Origin of the sequence: Desertivibrio insolitus, from assembly GCF_017355965.1 — a bacterium.
Taxonomy (GTDB): Bacteria; Actinomycetota; Actinomycetes; order Actinomycetales; family Microbacteriaceae; genus JAFIQW01.
This window is the reverse complement of record NZ_JAFIQW010000001.1, coordinates 379376-399648: the sequence shown is the minus strand read 5'-3', so window position 1 is coordinate 399648 and position 20273 is coordinate 379376. Positions and strand designations below refer to the sequence as shown.

Here is a 20273-nt window from a genome sequence, read left to right as displayed (position 1 = left end):
GCCGCAGTCACCCCAGCGGCTTGGCCGCCCCTACCGGTCGGTCGAGTAGTCCGCGCGGCGGGTGTATCGAGACCGGTCGACCCGCCACCAACCGGCATCCGATCGCGTATCCGGCCTGCCATCGCATGCCGGATCGGCGCTGACGTGCCGGGTTGCGCTCGCGGCGCAGTGACGCGGCGGCTCGTCCGCCTCCTACGCGGAAGCGGGCAGCGTCACGACGGCTCGCCCACCGGCACGCGTCGCCCATCCGGGATGAGCCCGAGCGACGCGACGTGCCGCTCGCCGCCGAAGGAGCCGACCGTGTAGCACTCCCAGCCGATGCCGCTCGGGCCGAACACCTCGAAGCGGGCCGAGTACGAGGTGGCGCCCGGCGCGGTCTGCACGCCCCAGAAGTCGCACGCGCGCTGGGCGGTGGCCCGGCCGACCGACACGGTCGTGACGATGCCGGGCAGCACGAGCCCGATCAGGCCGAGCACGACCACGACGCGCATGACCATGAGCTTGCGTCTGCTGTGGAGCGGGCGGCCGTCGCCCGGGTCGTACCCGGCGAGCTCCGGCTCGTCGTCATCGTGCACGCAGCCATGGTGCCACGGACGGTTCACCGCCGACCGCTACGGTTCGCTCATGGCAGTACTGGAGCGGCGCCTCGGCGCGGGGTCGGCGGTCGTGATCGGGCTCGCCTCGATGATCGGCGCCGGCGTGTTCTTCGTGTGGGCCCCGGCGGCGGATGCCGCAGGCGGCGCGCTGCTCGTCGGGCTCGTGATCGCCGGGGTCGTCGCGACCCTCAACGCGCTCAGCACCGCGCAGCTCGCGATGCAGCTGCCGGTGTCGGGCGGCTCCTACGCCTACGGGCGCGCCCTCCGCGGTGAACGCACGGGATTCACCGCCGGCACGCTCTTCCTCGCCGGCAAGACCGCGTCGGCCGCGGCGATCGCCGTCGTGGCCGGGCAGTACCTGTGGCCGGACCAGGCGCGGGCCGTCGCTGTCGTGGTCGTGGTGGCGCTCGCGGCGGTCAACGCCAGCGGCATCCGCTCGACCGCGGGCGTCAGCGCGGCCATCGTCACGGTCGTGCTCGCGGGGCTCGTCGTCGCCCTCGTCGCGGTCGCGGTGGCGGCGCCGGAGCCGGAACCGTTCCAGCTCGGCGGCGCGGGCGTCTACGGCGTGCTGCAGGCGGCGGGCCTCATGTTCTTCAGCTTCGCGGGATACGCGCGCCTGGCCACCCTGGGGGAGGAGGTGCGCGACCCGCGCCGCACCCTGCCCCGGGCGATCCTCGCGGCGCTCGGCATCGCGCTCGTGCTCTACGCCACGATCGCGACCGTGCTGCTCGTCGTGCTCGGGCCCGACCGCCTCGCCGCGAGCGCGTCGCCCCTGGCCGACCTGCTCGGCGGAGGCTGGGATCCCGTCATCCGTCTGCTCGCCGGCATCGCGTGCGTGGGGTCGCTGCTCAACATCCTCGCGGGGCTCAGCCGCACCTCGCTGGCGATGGCCCGCAACCGTGACCTGCCCGGGGGGCTCGCCCACATCTCGCGGCGGAGCACGCCGGTGGTCGCCGAACTCGTCGTGGCGGCCGTCGCGATCATCGGGGTGCTCGTGCTGCCGGCGGGCGCGCTCATCGGGTTCTCGAGCTGCGCGGTGCTCGGCTACTACGCGATCGCGCACTTCTCGGCGCTCGCGCAGTCGGGGGAGCACCGCTGGCTGCCGCGCTGGGTGCACGTCGTCGGGCTCACCGGATGCCTCGTGCTCGCTGTGACCCTGCCGTGGCAGGCCGTGCTCGGCGCGGTGCTGCTGCTCGCGGTCGCGCTCGGCGCGCGGGAGCTGCTGCACCGGCGCGCCTAGGTCGCGGTTCCTCCAGCAGGACATCCGCCGCGACGCGCCGACTTCGGCGGCCGCCCTCCGGCGTGCCGGTCGCGCATGTCCTGCTGGAAGAACGGATGAGTCTTCGGCCGCCTCGCCCCGGTGCTCACGACCGTGGCGAGTGTAGGAACGGTGGCCGCGACTCGCCGGTGAGACGGCACTCATGGCGGCGCGTCGCGGCCACCGTTCCTACAGACGCCACAGGGGAGCATCGACGACGCCGGATGCCGCGGCACACCCCGGAAACGCGGAAGGGGCCGAGCCCGCAGGCCCGACCCCTCCGACAAGCGGAACGCCTCAGTGCGAGGAGCCCTCCTGCGCCACCTCGCTGCGGTCGCCCGACCACAGGGTGTGGAACGAGCCCTCCTCATCGACGCGCTTGTAGGTGTGCGCGCCGAAGAAGTCGCGCTGACCCTGGATCAGCGCCGCGGGCAGGCGGGCGGCGCGGAGGCCGTCGTAGTACGACAGCGCCGACGCGAAGCCCGGTACGGGGACGCCGGCCCACGTGGCATCCGCGACGACCCGGCGCCACGACTGCTGCGCGCCGGTGACGGCCTCGCGGAAGTAGGGCGCGGTCACGAGCGCGACGAGGTCGGGGGTCTGCGTGTACGCCTCGGTGATCTGACCGAGGAAGCGGGCGCGGATGATGCAGCCCGCGCGCCAGATCTTGGCGACGGCGCCGAGGTCGATCTCCCAGCCGTACTTCTCGGCGCCGGCGACGATCGCGTCGAAGCCCTGCGAGTAGGCGACGATCTTCGAGGCGTAGAGCGCACGGCGCACGTCCTCGACGAACTGCTCGCGGTCCTCGACCGTGAGCGGCGACTCGGGACCGGGCAGGTCGGATGCCGCGGCGCGCTGCGCCGGCTTCGACGACAGCGCGCGGGCGAAGACCGCCTCGCCGATGCCCGACACGGGGATGCCGAGGTCGAGGGCGTTCTGCACGGTCCAGACGCCGGTGCCCTTCGACCCCGCCTGGTCGAGCACGATGTCGACGAAGGGCTTGCCCGTCTTCGCGTCGACCTGACGGAGCACCTGCGCGGTGATCTCGATCAGGTAGGAGTCGAGGTCGCCCTTGTTCCAGTCGTCGAAGATGTCGGCGATCTCGGCGGGCTCGTAGCCGGCCGCGTTGCGCAGCAGGTCGTACGCCTCGGCGATGAGCTGCATGTCGGCGTACTCGATGCCGTTGTGGATCATCTTGACGAAGTGGCCCGCGCCGTTCTCGCCGATGTGCGTGACGCAGGGCTCGCCGTCGTCGGCGCGCGCCGCGATCGAGGCGAGGATCGGGCCGAGGGTCTCGTACGACTCCTTCGTGCCGCCGGGCATGATGCTCGGGCCGTTGAGCGCGCCCTCCTCGCCACCGGAGATGCCGGTGCCGACGAAGTGCAGCCCCTTCGCGCGGATGGCCTCCTCGCGGCGGATGGTGTCGGTGAACAGCGCGTTGCCGCCGTCGACGATGATGTCGCCGGGCTCCATGAGGTTCGCGAGCTGGTCGATCACGGCGTCGGTGCCGCGGCCGGCCTGCACCATGATGATCGCGGTGCGCGGCTTCTGCAGCGACGCGACGAAGTCCTCGATCGTCTCGCTGGCGATGAAGCCGGCCTCGGGGTGCTCGGTGATGAGCGTTTCGGTGCGCTCCCAGGTGCGGTTGTACACCGCGACGGTGTTCCCCTCCCGGCTCGCCAGATTGCGCGCGAGATTGCTGCCCATGACAGCCAGTCCCACCACGCCGATGTTCGCCTGCGCTTCGGCCACGTCACTCCTTCGTTCGTCGAGTCGTCGTCAGGCTAGCCCTTCCGCCCGACGCGGAGGACGCTCGTTACGCCGGACGGCGTGAGCGGAAGAGCGGCTCCGGATGCCTCGCGGCACAGCATCCTTCCGGCACTCAGCCGCCTCGTCCAGACCGTCGCCAACCGCTTTCCGCACCTGCTACGGTTGCCGACTAAGTCTGATTTACCCGCCCGCCGGGAGGTCGGACGTGACGATGCGTTCGCTACCGACGGAGGAATTCATGGCCGCGCCCTCGACCCCGCCGCTGATCGTCATGGGAGTCTCCGGCTCCGGGAAATCGACGATCGGCTCCCTGCTCGCCGAGCGCCTCGGGATGGAGTTCGTCGACGCCGACGACCTGCACCCCAGCGCGAACAAGGAGAAGATGCGCCGCGGCGAGCCCCTGAACGACGAGGACAGGGCGCCCTGGCTCGAGATCATCGCCGACCGCATCGGCGCGGAGCTCGCCGAGGGCAACCCCATCGTCGTCGCGTGCTCGGCGCTCAAGCGCAAGTACCGCGACGCGCTGAAGACGTACGCGCCGTCCCTGGTGTTCGTGCACCTGAACGGGTCGCGGGAGCTCATCGCCTCGCGTCTCGCCAAGCGCAGCCACGAGTACATGCCGACGACGCTGCTCGACTCGCAGTTCCAGACCCTCGAACCCATCCAGGCCGACGAGCGCGGTGTGCTCGTCGACCTGAACCAGACGCCGGAGGAGATGGTGACCCAGGCGGTCGCCCTCGTCCGCGCGCTCGACGCCTGACCCTTTTTCCCGTCCACCACTTCAACGACGAAAGAGTTCCATGACCCCCGAAATCGTGTTCTCGTGGCAGCTGCCCACGTGGGGCCTGCTGACCGTGGCGGTCGCCGCGATCGGCGTGCTGCTCCTGCTCATCATCAAGTTCAAGCTGCACGCGTTCCTGGCGCTGATCATCGTCAGCTTCTTCACGGCCGTCGCCACGGGTATCTCGCCCGGACAGATCGTCGGGCAGATGACCACGGGCTTCGGCAACACCCTGGCGACGGTGGCCCTGCTCGTCGGTCTCGGCGCGATGCTCGGTCGGCTCATCGAGACGAGCGGCGGCGCTCAGGTGCTGACCGACCGCCTCGTGGCCCGGTTCGGTGAGAAGCGCGCTCCGCTCGCGCTCTCGGTCGCGTCGCTGCTCATGGGCTTCCCGATCTTCTTCGACGCGGGCCTCGTGGTCATGCTGCCGATCATCTTCGCGGTCGGTCGCCGCATCGGCGGCTCCCTGCTGCGCTACGCGTTCCCCGCCGCCGTCGCCTTCTCGGTCATGCACATCTACGTGCCGCCGCACCCCGGCCCCGTCACCGCGACCGGCATCATCGGCGCGGACCTCGGCCTCGTGCTGCTCTTCGGTCTCATCATCGCGATCCCGACCTGGTACATCACGGGCTACCTCTACGGCACCTGGCTTGGCAAGCGCTACGACGTCCCGATCCCCGCGATCCTCTCCGGCGGCCAGGCGAAGGACGACGCCGCCGACGAGTTCCGCTCGAACCCCGGCTTCGGCACCACCGTGTTCCTGCTCGCGCTGCCGCTCGTGCTCATCCTCATGAACACCGGCCTCAACGCCCTCGCCGGCGCCGGCATCGTCTCCCTCGAGAACGGCACCGTGCAGGTGCTCCGGATGCTCGGCGAGACCCCGATCGCGCTCACGATCACCGTCATCGCGGCGATCCTGCTGCTCGGCTGGAAGCCGAAGAAGCGCGGCAACCTCATCGAGACGATCACCGACAGCGCGCTCGGCCCCGTCTGCTCGCTCATCCTCATCACCGGTGCGGGCGGCATGTTCGGCTACATCCTGCGCACGAGCGGCATCGGCACCGCGATCGCCGACTCGCTGAACCAGCTCGGGCTGCCCGTCATCATCGCGGGCTTCATCATCGCGGCCATCGTGCGCGTCGCCCAGGGCTCCGCCACGGTCGCGCTGACGACCGCCGCTGCGCTCGTCGCCGCCGTCGTCGCGGCCGACACCTCGCTCAATCAGGTCGAGCTCGCCGCGATCGTGCTCGCCCTCGCCGCGGGTTCGGTGTTCGCCGGTCACGTCAACGACTCGGGCTTCTGGCTCATCAGCCGCTTCTTCGGCATGAGCACCACGCTGACGCTCCGCACGTGGACCGTCGGGCAGGCGCTCGTCGGCGTCGTCGGCTTCGTGTTCGCCTTCGCGATCTACCTCGTCGGCAGCGCCTTCTGATCCACCGGGTGGTGGCGGGTCACCGCCACCACCCCCTCGACCCAGGGAGCACCTCATGTCCCACCCCCTGTTCGATCTGACCGGGCGGGTCGCCCTCGTCACCGGCTCGAGCCGCGGCATCGGCCGCGAGATCGCGGCCGGGCTCGCCGAGGCCGGCGCGACGCTCGTGCTGCACGGCCGTGACCGCGACCGGCTCGAGGCGACCCGCGCGCAGTTCGCGGCGGACTTCGGCGAGGACCGCATCAGCGCCGTCGCCTTCGACGTCACCGATCCCGACCAGGTGTCCGCCGGCGTCGCCGAGGCCGAGCGCGTCGCCGGACCGATCGCGATCCTCGTCAACAACGCGGGCGTGCAGCACCGCGTGCCGCTGCTCGACCTCGAGCTCGCCGACTGGCAGCGCGTGATCGACACCGACCTCACGAGCGCCTTCCTCGTCGGCCGCGCGGTCGCGCGCGGCATGATCGAGCGCGGTCGCGGCAAGATCATCAACATCGCCTCGGTGCAGACCGACCTCGCCCGGGCATCGATCGGTGCGTACACGGCGGCGAAGGGCGGCATCCGCAACCTCACCCGCGCCATGACGGTCGAGTGGGCCGAGCACGACATCCAGATCAACGCGATCGCGCCCGGCTACATCCACACGGAGATGACGCAGCGCCTCGTCGACGACGAGGAGTTCAACTCGTGGATCGTCGGCCGCACGCCGGCCCGGCGCTGGGGCCGCACGGCCGACCTCAAGGGCCCGGCGGTGTGGCTCGCGTCCGACGCGTCGGACTTCGTGAACGGACAGGTCGTCTTCATCGACGGCGGGATGACGGTGGTGGTGTGATGCGCGCAGTGGTGGTTCATTCGAAGGGCGACCTCCGGGTCGAGGAGCGACCGGCTCCCACCCCCGCCGCCGACGAGGCGCTCGTGCGCATCGCCTACGGCGGGGTCTGCGGGTCCGACCTGCACTACTGGACGCACGGCGCGGCGGGGGAGTCCCTGCTCGTCGACCCGATGGTGCTCGGTCACGAGATCGTCGGCACGGTGGAGCGCGCGGCCGCCGACGGCAGCGGTCCGGCCGAGGGAACGGATGTCGCCGTGCATCCGGCCACGCCGAAGCCCGTCGAGGGGGTGCGGTACCCCGAGGACCGGCCGAACCTGGCTCCCGGCACGACCTACCTCGGCAGCGCCGCCCGCCGTCCGCACACGGAGGGCGCCTTCGCGGAGCTCGTCGCACTGCCGACGCGCATGCTCCGCCCGCTGCCCGACGGACTGTCGCTGCGCGACGCCGCGCTCGCCGAGCCGGCGGCCGTCGCCTGGCACGCCGTCAAGCAGGCGAAGGATGTCGCGGGCAAGCGCGCCCTCGTCATCGGCACCGGCCCGATCGGCGCGCTCGTCGTCGCGGTGCTCAAGCGCTTCGGTGCGAGCGAGATCGTCGCGGTCGACATGCACGACAAGCCGCTCGAGATCGCGCGAGCCGTCGGGGCGACCGAGACCATCAAGGCGACGGACGCCGACGCGATCGCGGCCGTGCAGGCCGACGTCGTGATCGAGTCCTCCGGCAGCCCCCGCGGCCTCATGTCCGCCATCCGCGGCGCCGCCCGCGGGGCCCGTGTCGTGATGGTCGGGCTGCAGCCGTCGGGCGAGCAGCCCGCGCTGATGAGTCTCGCGATCACCCGCGAGCTCGAGCTCGTCGGCTCCTTCCGCTTCGTCGACGAGATCGACGAGGTGCTCGAGGCGTTCGCCGACGGCTCCCTCGACGTCGCGCCCGTCGTCACGCACGAGTTCCCGGTCGATGACACGCTCGAGGCGTTCGAGACGGCGCTCGACGCGTCGACCAGCGGGAAGGTGCTGCTCCGCTTCTAGCGAGCACCGTCCGCGCCGACGCATCCGGCACCCGATCGCGAAACTTGCACTCGATCGGGTGCCGGTTCCGCGATCGGGTGCGTGGTTTCGTGATTCGGCATCCGGGACGCTCCTTCGGTCCGGATGCCGCTGCGGCCCCGCCATGAGTCGGCGACCCCGCCATCGACCGTTGGCGGGGTCGCCGTTCGGTTGCGGGATCGCGGTTTGGAGGCCTGGTCGGGAGTGGTCGCCGTGCCGCCGGGATGTGTGACCGGCGTGGCCCTAAGGGTGCGGGACGCCCCGCCAAAGGTGCTCCACCTCGGCGATCGTCCGCCGCATGATCGCCTGCATCGCCGCGCCGGCCGCCTCGCGCTCGCCCGCGGCGATGCCGTGCGCGACGTCGCGGTGCCACCCGAGCGCCTCCTCGTGCGGGTGCACGGGTTGCAGTCCGTGCTCGGTCCTGCCGCGCAGCACCGCCTCGATGATGTCGCCCATGCCCGAGAAGAGCTCGTTGCCGCTCACCACGAGCACCGAGCGGTGGAAGGCGACGTCGAGCGAGAGGAAGCCGTCGACGTCCCCGGCACGGCCGAGCTCCGTCATCCGCTCGGTCATGCCGACGAGCCTCGCCGCCGCGTCCTCGTCCGCGCGCACGGCCGCGAGCTCCGCGGCGAGCGGCTCGACCGCCATGCGGAGTTCGCTGAGCGACCGCAGCTGGGCGCCGCGATCGGCGCCGGCGAGGCGCCAGCGGATGACGAGCGGATCGAGCATGTCCCACTGCGCCCGCGGCAGCACCCGGATGCCGACGCTCTTGATCGACGTCACCATGCCGAGGGAGCGGAGCACCCGCACCGCCTCGCGCACGACCGACCGGCTGACCCCGAACTCCCGCTCCAGCGACTCCGACAGGATCACCTGACCCGCGGTCAGCCCGCCGCCCACCAGCCGCTCGCCGAGCGAGTCGACGACGTGGTCGTGGAGGCTGGGCATCCCTCAACGATAGGGGCGGTGGAGGTGCCCGCTTTCCGCTCTCCCCGCGGGGTGCGCTACGATCTATCCCCGGACTTCGGCGAGGGAACCTCTGGTTCCGTAATCGACGCGGTGAGCGGGCTTCACGGTCTTTCCTCACGCTTGATGCGTTCGAGTTGAAACACGACACAGACGACAGTGGGCGATGCCCGCGAAGGAGTAACAGCCATGGCTGACGACAACAAGCTTTCCGCCGAGGTGCGCACCAACTTCGGTAAGGGCGCCGCGCGCAAGATCCGTGCGGTCAACAAGATCCCCGCCGTGCTTTACGGCCACGGCACCGACCCCCGCCACCTGACGCTCCCCGGCCACGAGCTCATGCTGCTCGTCCGCAAGTCGAACCAGGTGCTCGAGCTCGACATCGCCGGCGAGACCGAGCTCGCGCTCGTCAAGGACGTTCAGCGCGACCCGGTGAAGCAGATCATCGAGCACGTCGACCTCGTCATCGTGAAGCGCGGCGAGAAGGTCACCGTCGACATCCCCGTGATCGTCGAGGGCGAGCCGGCCGCCGGCACCACCATCAACCAGGACGCGAACACGATCTCGGTCGAGGCCGAGGCCACGCACATCCCGGAGAACGTCACGGTCAGCGTCGAGGGCCTCGAGGCCGGTGCGCAGATCACCGCCGCCGAGGTCACGCTGCCCGCCGGCTCGACCCTCCTCACCGAGCCCACGACCCTCGTGGTCGGCGTGGTCGGCGAGCAGGTCGCGGACGAGCCCGTCGGCGAGGCCGAGGGTGCCGCCGAGGGCGACGGCGACGTGGTCCCCGAGACCACCGACTCGGCCGAGTAATCAGGCTCTTCTCCCGTCGACCTCCCGCCGACATGGACTCATGGCTCGTGGTCGGGCTCGGTAACCCCGGGCCCGGCTACGCCGCCAACCGTCACAACGTCGGCGCGATGGTCGTCACCGAGCTCGCGCAGCGGCTGAGCGCTCCGTTCAAGTCGCACAAGGCGAACGCGCAGGTCGCCGAGGGACGTCCCCTCCCCGGCGGGCCGAAGCTCGTGCTCGCGAAGCCGAACTCGTACATGAACACCTCCGGCGGGCCGGTCGCGAACCTCGTCAAGTACTTCTCGCTGCCCGTCGAGCGCGTCATCGTCGTCCACGACGACCTCGACATCCCGTTCGATTCGATCAAGCTCAAAACGGGTGGCGGGCACGGCGGCCAGAACGGCGTGCGCGACATCATCAAGGCGCTCGGCACCCCCGACTTCGTGCGGGTGCGCGTCGGGATCGGTCGCCCGCCCGGGCGGCAGGATCCCGCCGACTACGTGCTCCGCGACTTCGCCGGAGCCGAGAAGACCCAACTGCCCGTGCTGCTGGCGGATGCCGCCGACGCGGTCGAACTCGTCGTCGCCGAGGGCCTCCCCGCGGCGCAACTGAAGTACCACAGCCGCTGAACCGGCCGCGCAGCACGATCGCGACCCGAAGACCAAGACGATCGGAGTAGCCACAGATGGCCGAATGCATCCACGGATTCGACGAGGGCCTGTGCGACACGTGCTACCCGCGCCCCGTTCCCGAGGCGACCGCGAAGCCCGCCACCACCCGCCGCGTCGGCGACATCGCGCGCCCGAGCCGCCGGCGCGCGCCGGGTGAGGCGAAGCAGCCAGAGCGCAAGACCGTGCCGCTCGCCGAGCGCCGGATCTACCACGCCACGCACCTGCGCAACCTCGAGTCCATCCTCATCGACGGCGCCATCCGTGCCGGCGTGAACCCGGCCGTCGACGTCATGGCCCCTGCCGTGCGCGAGCGCCGCGCCGCCGTCGAGGTCGTGCCCGGCACCCACGTCTCCGAGTTCGTGCCGTTCTCGTTGTCGCCGGATGCCACGTGGTGGCAGGAGGTGCGCAGCGGCGCCAAGGAGGCCCGGTGGTCCGGCGCCGTGCGCGCCGCGTCGCCCACTCAGTTCGCGATCCTCGTCGGCACCGTCGGGTCCATCGGCCCCGAGGTCGTGCTCGCCGACGCCGACCCCTCCGAGGCGCTGACCCACTTCACGATCGGCCGCGACGCGGCGTCGATCGCCCTGCGCCGGATCACCGAGCGCGACCCCGACCTGCTCGAGCCCGAGATCCTCGCCCGCGGCGAGTACCCGACGGAGCAGCTCGCCCTCATCGCCGTGCCGAGCGAGCCCGTCAAGGAGCGCGTGCGCCAGATGCTCAGCGAGATCGACCGCCCGGCGCCCCGGGTCGCGGTCTTCCCGCCGTGGTTCCGCCCGGAGGCGCACGGCTGATCCGGCGCTGCGGCGCGAGTGCGGCGCGTGACGCCGACAGCGGAGTGTGCCCGCTGCGCTCTCGGCGGTCGGCACCGCACTCGCGGGGCGCGTCCGCCTGTGGCGGAACCAAGGCGGGATGTCGTGTGCCGACCGTAGAATCGACCGAGTGAGTCTCGCGGGTTCCCTCTCCGTTCTCGGCCGTGCCGACACCGTTGCGCGCGCGCTCGAGGCATCCGCTCGTGACGCCGACTTCTCCGTCATCGACGGGCTGCGGGTGCCGCTCCTTGCGGGGCTGCTGAAGCGCGCCGACAAGCCCCGCGCGGTGCTCGCCGTCACGGCGACCGGGCGCGAGTCCGAGGCCGTTCGCGACGCGCTGCCCTCCTGGCTCCCGGATGCCACCGTGCTCGAGTTCCCGGCCTGGGAGACCCTGCCGCACGAGCGGTTGAGCCCGAGCGCCGAGACCGTCGGCAAGCGCATCGACGCGCTCCGCCGCCTCGCCGCGTGGGACGGCAAGTCCCCGATCGTGCTCGTCGCGAGCGTCCGCGCCGCGCTGCAGCCCGTCGCCGACAACCTCACCGCGCACGAGCCGATCGTGCTGGAGGTCGGCGGACGCGGGCACGACCTCGCCAGGATCGCCACCGACCTCGTGGACCTCGCCTACACGCGCGTCGACATGGTCACGCGGCGCGGCGAGTTCGCCGTGCGCGGCGGCATCCTCGACGTCTTCCCGCCCGTCGCCGAGCACCCGGCCCGCGTCGAGTTCTTCGGCGACGAGGTCGACGAGGTGCGGCTGTTCTCCGTCGCCGACCAGCGCTCGCTCGACGCGCCCGTCACCCGCATCGAGCTCGCGCCGAGCCGTGAACTGCTGCTGTCGGAGAACGTGCGCCAGCGCGCCCGCGAGATGCAGCACGAGTTCCCGAGCCTCGCCCAGATGCTCGCCAAGATCTCCGAGGGCATCCCCGTCGACGGCATGGAGTCGCTCGCTCCCGCCCTCGCCGACCGCCTCGTTCCGCTCACGCACTACCTGCCCGCGGATGCCGCCGTCGCGGTGTTCTCGCCCGAGCGCGTCTCCACGCGCGCCGCGAGCCTCGCCGAGACCAACCGCGAATTCCTCTCCGCGGCGTGGAACGCCGCCACCGCCGGCGCCGAGGCCCCGATCGACCTCGCCTCCGGCGAGTTCATGACCCTCGGCGACCTGCACGCCGCCGCCGGCGACCGCACCTGGTGGACCTTCAGCGCCTTCGACTCCGGCGCCGACGACGAGGACGACTACGTCCGCGTCGACGCCGCCCCCATCCCGAGCTTCGCCGGGCAGTCCGACGGCGCGATCGATCACGTCGCGACGCTCGCCCGCGACGGCTGGAGCGTCGTGGTCGCCGCCGCCGGCCACGGCCTCGTCGAGCGCGCGCGCGACGTGCTGGGCGAGCGCGAGGTCGCCGCCCGCATCGTCGAGGAGCTGCCCGCCGAGCTCGAGCCCGGCGTCGTGCACGTCGTCTGCGCGACGATCGAGGCCGGCTTCGCCCTGGCCGACCCCAGGCTCGCCGTGTTCAGCGAGGCCGAGTTCTACGGCCGGGCCGCGAGCTACGGCAACCGGCAGGTCAAGAAGCTCGCGAGCCGCCGGCGCAACGTCGTCGACCCGCTCGCGCTCAAGCCCGGCGACTACGTCGTGCACGAGACCCACGGCATCGGCAAGTTCGTCGAGCTCGTGCAGCGCGAGGTCTCCTCTGGCGGCCGCAACGCGGTCAAGACCACCCGCGAGTACCTCGTGCTCGAATACGCGCCCTCCAAGCGCGGCTACCCCGGCGACAAGCTCTTCGTGCCCACCGATCAGCTCGACCTGCTCACTCGCTACGTCGGGGGAGAGGCGCCCAGCCTGTCGAAGATGGGCGGCAGCGACTGGGCGCAGGCCAAGAGCAAGGCCCGGCGCGCGGTGCGCGACATCGCGGTCGAGCTCGTCAAGCTCTACTCCGCGCGCATGGCGTCGAAGGGGCACGCGTTCGGCCCGGACACTCCCTGGCAGCGCGAGCTGGAGGAGGCGTTCCCGTTCGCCGAGACGCCCGACCAGCTCACGACGATCGAAGAGGTCAAGGCCGACATGGAACGGCCGATCCCGATGGACCGCCTGCTCTCCGGCGACGTCGGCTACGGCAAGACCGAGGTCGCCGTGCGCGCCGCGTTCAAGGCCGTGCAGGACGGCAAGCAGGTCGCCGTGCTCGTGCCCACGACGCTGCTCGTGCGCCAGCACACCGAGACCTTCGCCGAGCGCTTCGCCGGGTTCCCCGTGCACCTGCGCTCGCTCAGCCGGTTCCAGACCGACAAGGAGGTGCGCGAGACCCTCGCCGGCCTCGCCGACGGCACGGTCGACGTCGTCATCGGCACGCACCGCATCCTCTCCGAGAGCGTCAAGTTCAAGGACCTGGGTCTCGTCATCGTCGACGAGGAGCAGCGCTTCGGTGTCGAGCACAAGGACCAGCTGAAGAAGCTCAAGACGAACGTCGACGTGCTGTCGATGTCCGCGACGCCGATCCCGCGCACGCTGGAGATGGCCGTCACCGGCATCCGCGAGATGTCGACCCTCGCGACCCCGCCCGAGGACCGGCACCCGATCCTCACCTACGTCGGGCCGCGCTCCGACAAGCAGGTCGCCGCGGCGATCCGCCGCGAGCTGCTGCGCGAGGGTCAGATCTTCTACGTGCACAACCGGGTGAAGAGCATCGGCCGCGTCGCCGCACAGATCGCCGAGCTCGTGCCCGAGGCCCGCGTCGCCGTCGCGCACGGTCAGCTGCCCGAACACGTGCTCGAGCAGGTCATCGTCGACTTCTGGGAGCGCAAGTTCGACGTGCTCGTGTCGACGACGATCATCGAGACCGGTCTCGACATCGCCAACGCCAACACCCTGATCATCGACCAGGCCGACAAGTACGGCCTGTCGCAGCTGCACCAGCTGCGTGGACGCGTCGGCCGTGGCCGCGAGCGCGCCTACGCGTACTTCCTCTACGACGAGAACAAGCCGCTCAGCGAGACCGCGAACGACCGTCTCGCGACGATCGCCGCGAACAACGAGCTCGGCTCCGGCATGCAGGTCGCCCTCAAGGACCTCGAGATCCGCGGTGCGGGCAACCTGCTCGGCGGCGAGCAGTCCGGCCACATCGCGGGCGTCGGGTTCGACCTGTACCTGCGGATGATCGGCGAGGCCGTCAACGCGTTCCGCGGCGACGTCGCCGAGGGCCAGACCGAATTGCGGCTCGAGCTGCCCGTCGACGCGCACATCCCCGAGGAGTACGTCGAGTCCGAGCGACTGCGGCTGGAGGCCTATCAGAAGCTGTCGACGGCATCGGCGCCGACGTCGTCGGAGGACTCGATCGACCGCGTGCTCGAGGAGCTCACCGACCGCTACGGGGAGCCGCCGCAGCCGGTGCACACCCTCATCGCCGTATCGCGACTGCGCCGCGCCGCGCAGAAGGGCTCGCTGAGCGAGGTCGTGGCGATGGGCTCCAACCTGCGCATCGCCCCGGCGGACCTGCCGGATTCGATGCAGGTGCGGCTGCAGCGGATGTACCCGGGTGCGCGCTACTTCGCCCAGACGAAGTCGGTCAGCGTGCCGCTGCCGAGGAAGCACGGGGAGTCGCTGCCCGACGACGAGCTCATCGCCTGGGTCTCCTCGCTGCTGAACGCCGTGTTCGTTCCGCAGACAGAGACCGTCAGCGCCTAGCCTCGGAACTCGAGACTTTCTCGTGGTCAGGCTTCGCCGCTAGCGAATCCGTACCCCGTTCGCATGGCCGGGGGATACGGTGTTGCGGTCATGAGCAAGCACACCGACGACGACATCGACGCCCTGCTGCACGGCCACGTGCCCGCGGGCGACGAGGACCTGCCGATCCTCGCCGACGTCGTCGAGGCGGTGCGCACCGGCACGCTCCCGATCGTGCGCCGTACCCCCACGGCCCCCACCGCCGTGATCCCGGATGCCGCGGCGACCGCTGCGTTCGCTCCCGGGTCGGAGGTGACCGCGGCGACTGCTGCCTCCGCTGCCGAGTCGGAGGTCTCCTCGCCGGACGCCGCATCCGCGGCTGGTGCTGGCGAGGACGCGCTCAGCGACGCCTTGGTCGACGACTCCCGCGATGACCTCGACGACTCTCACGGTGACAACGACAGGCTCGGGGGCGGCTCCACGGGCGACGATCACGTGGACGACGACTTCTCGGAGGTCGACGACTTCTCCGACGACGAGGACTTCCTCGACGGCGAGGCCGAGCACGAGGGCTTCGCGCTTGTCGGCGACGGTCTCGATCTGCCGGGCGACGGCCTGGACCTGCCCGACGACGTGCTCGACGAGCTCGACGGCGAGGGTGACGCGGTCGGCGAGAGCTGGACGCCGGTGCCGGTGGCGGCCGCGGCCGCCGCGACGGTGCCCGTCGCCGCCGTCGCGAATGAGTCCGCCACCGACGTGGAGCCGGCATCGGCGCTCGCGCTCCCGTCATCCGTCGCCGTGCCTCGTCCGCCGCGCGCGCTCCGTCGGCTCGGCGTCAGCGCAGGGCTGAGCGTCGCCGCGGCCGCCGTCGTCGGCGTCACCGTCGGCACCGCAGGCTTCCTGCCGGCACCTGTGCAGGACGCCTTCGACTACGTCGTCGGCCGTGAGGCGATCGAGGACGAGCAGAGCACCGTGCCCATCGGGCCGCAGGGCGGCGGGGGAGTGACCGAAGGGGTCGTGCGCACGACGCCGACGCCCTCCGGTCCGGCATCCGCCGAGCCGACGCCGCTGCCGAGCGAGCCCCAGTCGAGCCCGACGCCGAGCGACGAGGCCACCGAGCCCGCGCAGGACGAGCCCACGACGAGCACCCGCGAGGGCGGCAACAGCGGCGCGGAGCAGCGCGGCCAGTCGCCCGTGCCGTCCGTCGCGCCGCAGCAGCCGAGCAGCCCTGCCCCGCAGCCCTCCACCCCGTCGCCGGCTCCCGCGCCGAGTTCGACGCCGACGACGCCCACCCCCGAGCCGGCCTTGCCCGTCCCGACCGTGCCCGCCGTGCCGGTACCGGAGGTCGAGGTGCCGGCCGACGACACGATCGCGGACGAGCTGAAGCGCCAGCTGCAGCAGTGGACTGAGCCCACCGAGACGGCTCCGCCGTCGGACCAGTAGCGGCGGCTACGCGTCGAGTGCCGCGCGGCGCACGACGACGACCGTGATGTCGTCGTCAAGGCTGCCCGCCTCCGCGAGGTCGCGGACGCGCTCGACCGCCGCCTCCGCGGTCTCCGCCGTACGGGTGAGTTCCGCGACCCGCTCGAGCGAGTCGACGCCGCCGGAGTAGAGGTCGAGGATGCCGTCGCTCACGGTGACGAGCAGCTCGCCGGGCTCGAGCTGGAGCTCGCGCGACGTCCACTCCTCGTCGCTCGTCGCGAGACCGAGCGGGAGGTCGAAGGACGCGAGCCTGGTGAAGCTGCCGTCGGGGTGCACGACGATCGTGAGCCCGTGACCGGCGTCGACCCAGCGCATCCGTCCGTCGCTCGTGCGGATGCGGGCGTGGAACATCGTCGCGAACGTCGTGGTGTCCTCGAGGTCGGTCGCGAGGCTCCGCGAGGCGCGGCTCACCGCCTCGACCGGGTCGTCGGCGCGGTGCTTGCTGCGCACGACGGCGCGAGCGGTCGCGGCGATCATCCCCGCGCCGGCGCCCTTGCCCATGACGTCGCCGAGCGTCACCGCGAAGCCGCCCTCGATCCGGTACCAGTCGTAGAAGTCGCCGCTGACGACGCGGGAGGTGAGGCACGCCCCGGCGATCTGCCAGCCGCCGACGAGTTCGTTGCTCGAGGGCTGCAGGGCGCGCTGCACCTCGGCCGCGCGCTCGAGCTCCTCCTGGGCCTGCCGCTCGCTATCCCGAGCGGCGTCGACGAGTCGGCGCGCGAGCAGCGACAGCTCGTTGACGACGACGGCCGCCGCGCCGAGCACGGTCGACGCGAAGACGGCGCGCAGCACGCGGCGCTCGAGCACGAGCGGCTCGGGCTCGAGGAAGACGGGAATGAGGAAGACCAGGAGCGCCCCGCCGAAGGCGTACAGGATGTTGCGGCGGCCGAGCGACGAGGCGAACCAGATCACGGGGAACACGACGAGGATCGTGAAGAGCGAGAGGCTGTCGCCGGTCGCGAGCCGGAGCAGCCCGATCGCGGCGAAGTCCATGGCCGGCACGACGTGCTCGAAGCGCCAGAACCGTTCGCGGCTCGAGAGCACCGCGGCGAGCACGGTGGCGACGATCATCAACGCGATCGACCACAGGTAGACCGGGTCGTCGGTGATGTAGATGCTCGGCACGAGTTCCGTCAGCGCGATCGCGATGACGAACATCCCGGCGACCGGCGTCTGCTTGAGCAGGGGGCCGGCGAACTCCCGGCGCAGCAGCCACTCCGACACCCGCGACGTCTTGAGCGAGGGGCGGGGAGACTCCGGTTCGCGCGCGTCAGCCGTCGGTGCCACCGGCTGCTGCAGCCGGACGAGGCTCTCCTGCGTCATGTGGTTCCCCCTCCCGAGACTCAAATGTCCCCCGAAATGTCCTCCATCGGCAGCCCCAGGACGGGGGTAGGGGTACAAAAACGAGGTACAGGTCCCGGCTCTCCGACGATGCGAGACTGGCCGCATGACGAGCGAGCTCGAGAACCTGGTGCAGTTGCTGGCGAGATTGCGGGCTCCCGGCGGCTGTGCGTGGGACCGCGAGCAGACCCATGAGTCGCTCGTGCGCTACCTCGTGGAGGAAACATACGAGTTGGTCGACGCGATCGAGAGCGGCTCGCGGGAGGAGCTTCTCGAAGAGCTCGGCGACGTGCTCTACCAGGTGCTCTTCCACTCCGACATCGCGGCCCACACGCCGGGGGAGGAGTTCGACATCGAGGACGTCGCGGCCCACATGGCGAAAAAGATGGTCGGGCGGCATCCGCACGTCTTCGGCGACGCGACGGCCGACACCGCCGACGCGGTCGCCGCGCGCTGGGAGGACCTCAAGAGCATCGAGAAGCCGGCGCGCACGAGCGTGCTCGACGGTGTCCCGAAGGCGATGCCCGCCCTCGCGCTCGCCGACAAGATGCTCGGCAAGGGCGCGAAGACCTCCGTCGAGGTCGAAGGGGCGGATGTCCCGGACGACGAGGACGCCCTCGGCGACGTGCTGCTCTCGGTGGTCGCCGGCGCGCGCGAGAAGGGGCTCGACCCCGAGCGGGCGCTGCGGGCGAGGCTGCGCCGGCTCGAGGACGACATCCGCGCGGCGGAGGCGGCCGCCGCGGGGGCGATGGAGTGAGCTAGGCGACCCGGCTGCCGGCGGCGAGCCGGCGGGACGGGGTGCGGGTCGTCGCGACCGCGCCGGCGAGGGCGGCGACGCCGAGCCCGACGTGGATCGCGAGGCCGACGAACCAGGTCGGCACCGTCGTCGCGACGATCTGCTCCGGCGTGGGGTAGGAGCCCCAGGTGGAGGGATCGCAGTCGTACTCGCGCGGGTCCTGCTCGCCGACGGGCAGCTGCGCCGAGCGCACGCCCGTCTTTACGACGCCGAACAGGTCGGTCGGCGAGCCGTGGCGGTCGAACGTCGTCGGCACCGCGTCGGCGAGCACGACGTACGGGTTCGAGGCGAGCACCCACCACGCCGTGTCGAAGCGCGGCAGGGTGATCTCCTGCTCCTGCACCGTGCACGATTCCGTGTTGTCCCAGTCCTCGAACGTCGGCCCTCCGAAGCTCTCGTACCGCTGCGTCGCGGTCGTCTGGATCGCGAGCCCCGCGATGCCGAAGGCGATGAGCGTGCCGACGCTCAGCATCGCGACCGTCAGGTAGGTCACCACGATCGAGAAGAGCGGGCGGCGGAGCAGTCCGCTGAGGCCGACGCCGAGGGCCGAGACGACGCCGAGTTCGACGAGCAGCACGACGATCGAGACGAGCACGACCTCGGCCCGCACCCCGCCGAAGAACCCGGCGAAGACCAGGAACGGCACCGCGGCCACGAGGAACGCGAGCGACGAGACCCACGCGGCGAGGCACTTCCCGAGCACGAGCTGCGGAGTCGAGATCAGCGTGACCTGCGTCGTCGCGAGCGTGCCCGACTCGCGGTCGCCGTTGATCGCGTTGCCGCTGAGCGCCGGGCTCACGAGCGTGGCGAGCAGCAGCACGAAGTACACGACCGTGGAGTAGATCGCGGCGCCCGCGTCATCCGTCCACGAGCCGAGCGACGCCGCGAGCACGAGCGAGACGATCGCGACGAGCGCGACGAAGACACCGAGCAGCACGTACCAGGCGACCCCGCGCACGCGCTGGCGGAGTTCGAGCGAGACGACGGTGCCGATGCCGGCGAGCCATCCGGTCATGCCGTGCCCCCTTCGGTCGAGATGTGCGGCTGCGGCTCGGCGGCGCGACCGTTGAGGTCGAGGAACGTGTGCTCGAGGTCGCCCACGGCAGGCGCGAACGAGATCACGGGCACGCCGGCCGTGACGAGGCGGGCGAGCAGGTCGCGCGCGGCCTCGTCGCCGTCGACGGCGACCAGCAGGCCGGGGCCATCGGCGCGGATGTCACCGGGCTCTACCCCCACGTGCCGCAGCCACGCCCCCAGGGCGTCGGGGGCGAGCGACCGGATGCGCCACTCGCGCCGGACGCTGCGCGTGGCGGCGATGCGCTCCGCGCTCACGGTGACGCCGGCGTCGAGGAACACGGCGTCGTCGGCCATCTCCTCCAGCTCCGCGAGCACGTGACTCGACACGATGACCGTGCGTCCCTCGTCGGCGAGCCGGCGCACGAGCACCCGCAGCGAGTGCCGGGCTGCGGGATCGAGGCCCGAGGCCGGTTCGTCGAGCAGCAGCACGCGGGGATCGTGCACGAGGGCGCGGGCGAGGCTCAGCCGCTGCTTCTGCCCGCGGGAGAGCACGCGGCTGGGCTGACCGGCGAGCGGACGCAGGTCGACGAGGTCGATGAGCTCCTCGGCGCGGGCCTTGGCCTCGTCGCGGTCGAGGCGGTACAGCCGGCCGGTGAGCTCGAGCGAGGTGCGCACCGAGAGCGACCCCCACGAGCCGAGCACGTCCGGCATCCAGCCCATCACCCGGCGCACGGCGACGGGGTCGGCCACCGGATCGGCGCCGGCGACGCGGATGCTGCCGCGATCGGGCGCCAGGAGGGTCGCGAGCATCAGCAGCAGCGTCGTCTTGCCCGACCCGTTCGGACCGACGAGCGCGGTCACGCGGCCGGGCCGCGCGTGCAGGCTGACGTCGCGGACGGCGTGCACGCTGCCGAACGACCTCGCGACACCCGTCACCACCACGCCGCCGTCGGGGATGGGCAGGCTCTCGTCGGTCACGGCGCGAGCGTATTGGTTGTACTCGCGCTACGGCGTCATCCCGGAGAGGGAGGTGTGTCGGTC

At 71.6% G+C, this 20273-nt stretch carries 17 protein-coding genes; 11 read left to right on the top strand and 6 right to left on the bottom strand.

The window, feature by feature from the left end:
• Positions 1-212: 212 nt before the first annotated feature.
• Positions 213-575, bottom strand: coding sequence for a hypothetical protein (locus JUB10_RS01880; protein WP_207453761.1), 363 nt, complete (start codon positions 573-575; stop codon positions 213-215).
• 49 nt (positions 576-624) lie between these two features.
• Between JUB10_RS01880 and JUB10_RS01875 the strand changes: the two genes are divergently transcribed.
• Complete coding sequence (locus tag JUB10_RS01875; protein WP_207453760.1) at positions 625-1836, top strand: APC family permease; 1212 nt, start codon at positions 625-627, stop codon at positions 1834-1836.
• 315 nt (positions 1837-2151) lie between these two features.
• Here the strand turns inward: JUB10_RS01875 and gndA are convergent, their stop codons facing one another.
• Positions 2152-3606, bottom strand: coding sequence for an NADP-dependent phosphogluconate dehydrogenase (gene gndA, locus JUB10_RS01870; RefSeq protein ID WP_207453759.1), 1455 nt, complete (start codon positions 3604-3606; stop codon positions 2152-2154).
• Between the two features lie 256 nt (positions 3607-3862).
• On the opposite strand from gndA, the gene JUB10_RS01865 reads away from it, so the two are divergent.
• Genes JUB10_RS01865 through JUB10_RS01850 form a run of 4 tightly spaced genes read left to right on the top strand, consistent with a single transcriptional unit; the run spans position 3863 to position 7688 of the window.
• Entirely contained in the window at positions 3863-4384 is a 522-nt protein-coding gene (locus JUB10_RS01865) for a gluconokinase (protein ID WP_207453758.1), read from the top strand.
• A gap of 40 nt (positions 4385-4424) precedes the next feature.
• Positions 4425-5837, top strand: a complete 1413-nt coding sequence (locus JUB10_RS01860) for a GntP family permease (RefSeq protein WP_207453756.1) — start codon at positions 4425-4427, stop codon at positions 5835-5837.
• 55 nt (positions 5838-5892) lie between these two features.
• Positions 5893-6666, top strand: coding sequence for an SDR family oxidoreductase (locus tag JUB10_RS01855; RefSeq protein WP_207453754.1), 774 nt, complete (start codon positions 5893-5895; stop codon positions 6664-6666).
• Positions 6666-7688 (top strand): L-idonate 5-dehydrogenase, encoded by a 1023-nt coding sequence (locus tag JUB10_RS01850; RefSeq protein ID WP_207454375.1) that lies wholly within the window; start codon positions 6666-6668, stop codon positions 7686-7688. The genes JUB10_RS01855 and JUB10_RS01850 overlap by 1 nt, the downstream gene beginning before the upstream one ends.
• Before the next feature lie 261 nt (positions 7689-7949).
• Here the strand turns inward: JUB10_RS01850 and JUB10_RS01845 are convergent, their stop codons facing one another.
• The gene (locus JUB10_RS01845; protein WP_207453746.1) at positions 7950-8654 is read right to left on the bottom strand and encodes a FadR/GntR family transcriptional regulator; all 705 of its coding nucleotides are present in this window, start codon (positions 8652-8654) and stop codon (positions 7950-7952) included.
• Between the two features lie 207 nt (positions 8655-8861).
• Between JUB10_RS01845 and JUB10_RS01840 the strand changes: the two genes are divergently transcribed.
• The 5 genes from JUB10_RS01840 (at position 8862) to JUB10_RS01820 (ending at position 16039) form a co-directional block, all read left to right on the top strand.
• Positions 8862-9485, top strand: coding sequence for a 50S ribosomal protein L25/general stress protein Ctc (locus JUB10_RS01840; RefSeq protein WP_207453744.1), 624 nt, complete (start codon positions 8862-8864; stop codon positions 9483-9485).
• A gap of 32 nt (positions 9486-9517) precedes the next feature.
• A complete protein-coding gene (gene pth / locus JUB10_RS01835) occupies positions 9518-10093 on the top strand; it encodes an aminoacyl-tRNA hydrolase (RefSeq protein WP_207453742.1) in 576 nt (191 codons plus the stop codon).
• A 56-nt stretch (positions 10094-10149) separates the two neighbouring features.
• A complete protein-coding gene (locus JUB10_RS01830; protein ID WP_207453740.1) occupies positions 10150-10923 on the top strand; it encodes a DarT ssDNA thymidine ADP-ribosyltransferase family protein in 774 nt (257 codons plus the stop codon).
• A gap of 148 nt (positions 10924-11071) precedes the next feature.
• Complete coding sequence (gene mfd, locus JUB10_RS01825) at positions 11072-14617, top strand: transcription-repair coupling factor (protein ID WP_307859047.1); 3546 nt, start codon at positions 11072-11074, stop codon at positions 14615-14617.
• A 90-nt stretch (positions 14618-14707) separates the two neighbouring features.
• Positions 14708-16039: a hypothetical protein gene (locus tag JUB10_RS01820; protein WP_207453736.1), complete on the top strand. Its 1332-nt coding sequence runs from the start codon at positions 14708-14710 to the stop codon at positions 16037-16039.
• Positions 16040-16045: 6 nt separating this feature from the next.
• Here the strand turns inward: JUB10_RS01820 and JUB10_RS01815 are convergent, their stop codons facing one another.
• Positions 16046-17401, bottom strand: coding sequence for a PP2C family protein-serine/threonine phosphatase (locus JUB10_RS01815; RefSeq protein ID WP_207453728.1), 1356 nt, complete (start codon positions 17399-17401; stop codon positions 16046-16048).
• Between the two features lie 124 nt (positions 17402-17525).
• Here JUB10_RS01815 and JUB10_RS01810 point away from each other — a divergent pair, with 124 nt between their 5' ends.
• Positions 17526-18176 carry a MazG family protein gene (locus tag JUB10_RS01810; protein WP_207453727.1) on the top strand — a complete coding sequence of 217 codons (651 nt, stop codon included), beginning with the start codon at positions 17526-17528 and terminating at the stop codon, positions 18174-18176.
• Position 18177: 1 nt separating this feature from the next.
• On the opposite strand, the gene JUB10_RS01805 is transcribed toward JUB10_RS01810, so the two are convergent.
• Both JUB10_RS01805 and JUB10_RS01800 read right to left on the bottom strand, forming a co-directional pair.
• The gene (locus JUB10_RS01805; RefSeq protein ID WP_207453725.1) at positions 18178-19230 is read right to left on the bottom strand and encodes an ABC transporter permease; all 1053 of its coding nucleotides are present in this window, start codon (positions 19228-19230) and stop codon (positions 18178-18180) included.
• The gene (locus tag JUB10_RS01800; protein ID WP_307859046.1) at positions 19227-20210 is read right to left on the bottom strand and encodes an ABC transporter ATP-binding protein; all 984 of its coding nucleotides are present in this window, start codon (positions 20208-20210) and stop codon (positions 19227-19229) included. Before JUB10_RS01800 ends, JUB10_RS01805 begins: the two co-directional genes overlap by 4 nt.
• Positions 20211-20273 lie beyond the last annotated feature (63 nt).

What these genes read in the sequence shown, in the direction of transcription:
- JUB10_RS01875 (WP_207453760.1), top strand. Translation starts at nt 625, where the DNA reads ATGGCAGTACTGGAGCGGCGCCTCGGCGCGGGGTCGGCGGTCGTGATC.
- JUB10_RS01865 (WP_207453758.1), top strand. Translation starts at nt 3,863, where the DNA reads ATGGCCGCGCCCTCGACCCCGCCGCTGATCGTCATGGGAGTCTCCGGC.
- JUB10_RS01860 (WP_207453756.1), top strand. Translation starts at nt 4,425, where the DNA reads ATGACCCCCGAAATCGTGTTCTCGTGGCAGCTGCCCACGTGGGGCCTG.
- JUB10_RS01855 (WP_207453754.1), top strand. Translation starts at nt 5,893, where the DNA reads ATGTCCCACCCCCTGTTCGATCTGACCGGGCGGGTCGCCCTCGTCACC.
- JUB10_RS01850 (WP_207454375.1), top strand. Translation starts at nt 6,666, where the DNA reads ATGCGCGCAGTGGTGGTTCATTCGAAGGGCGACCTCCGGGTCGAGGAG.
- JUB10_RS01845 (WP_207453746.1), bottom strand. Translation starts at nt 8,654, where the DNA reads ATGCCCAGCCTCCACGACCACGTCGTCGACTCGCTCGGCGAGCGGCTG.
- JUB10_RS01840 (WP_207453744.1), top strand. Translation starts at nt 8,862, where the DNA reads ATGGCTGACGACAACAAGCTTTCCGCCGAGGTGCGCACCAACTTCGGT.
- pth (WP_207453742.1), top strand. Translation starts at nt 9,518, where the DNA reads ATGGACTCATGGCTCGTGGTCGGGCTCGGTAACCCCGGGCCCGGCTAC.
- JUB10_RS01830 (WP_207453740.1), top strand. Translation starts at nt 10,150, where the DNA reads ATGGCCGAATGCATCCACGGATTCGACGAGGGCCTGTGCGACACGTGC.
- JUB10_RS01820 (WP_207453736.1), top strand. Translation starts at nt 14,708, where the DNA reads ATGAGCAAGCACACCGACGACGACATCGACGCCCTGCTGCACGGCCAC.
- JUB10_RS01815 (WP_207453728.1), bottom strand. Translation starts at nt 17,401, where the DNA reads ATGACGCAGGAGAGCCTCGTCCGGCTGCAGCAGCCGGTGGCACCGACG.
- JUB10_RS01810 (WP_207453727.1), top strand. Translation starts at nt 17,526, where the DNA reads ATGACGAGCGAGCTCGAGAACCTGGTGCAGTTGCTGGCGAGATTGCGG.
- JUB10_RS01805 (WP_207453725.1), bottom strand. Translation starts at nt 19,230, where the DNA reads ATGACCGGATGGCTCGCCGGCATCGGCACCGTCGTCTCGCTCGAACTC.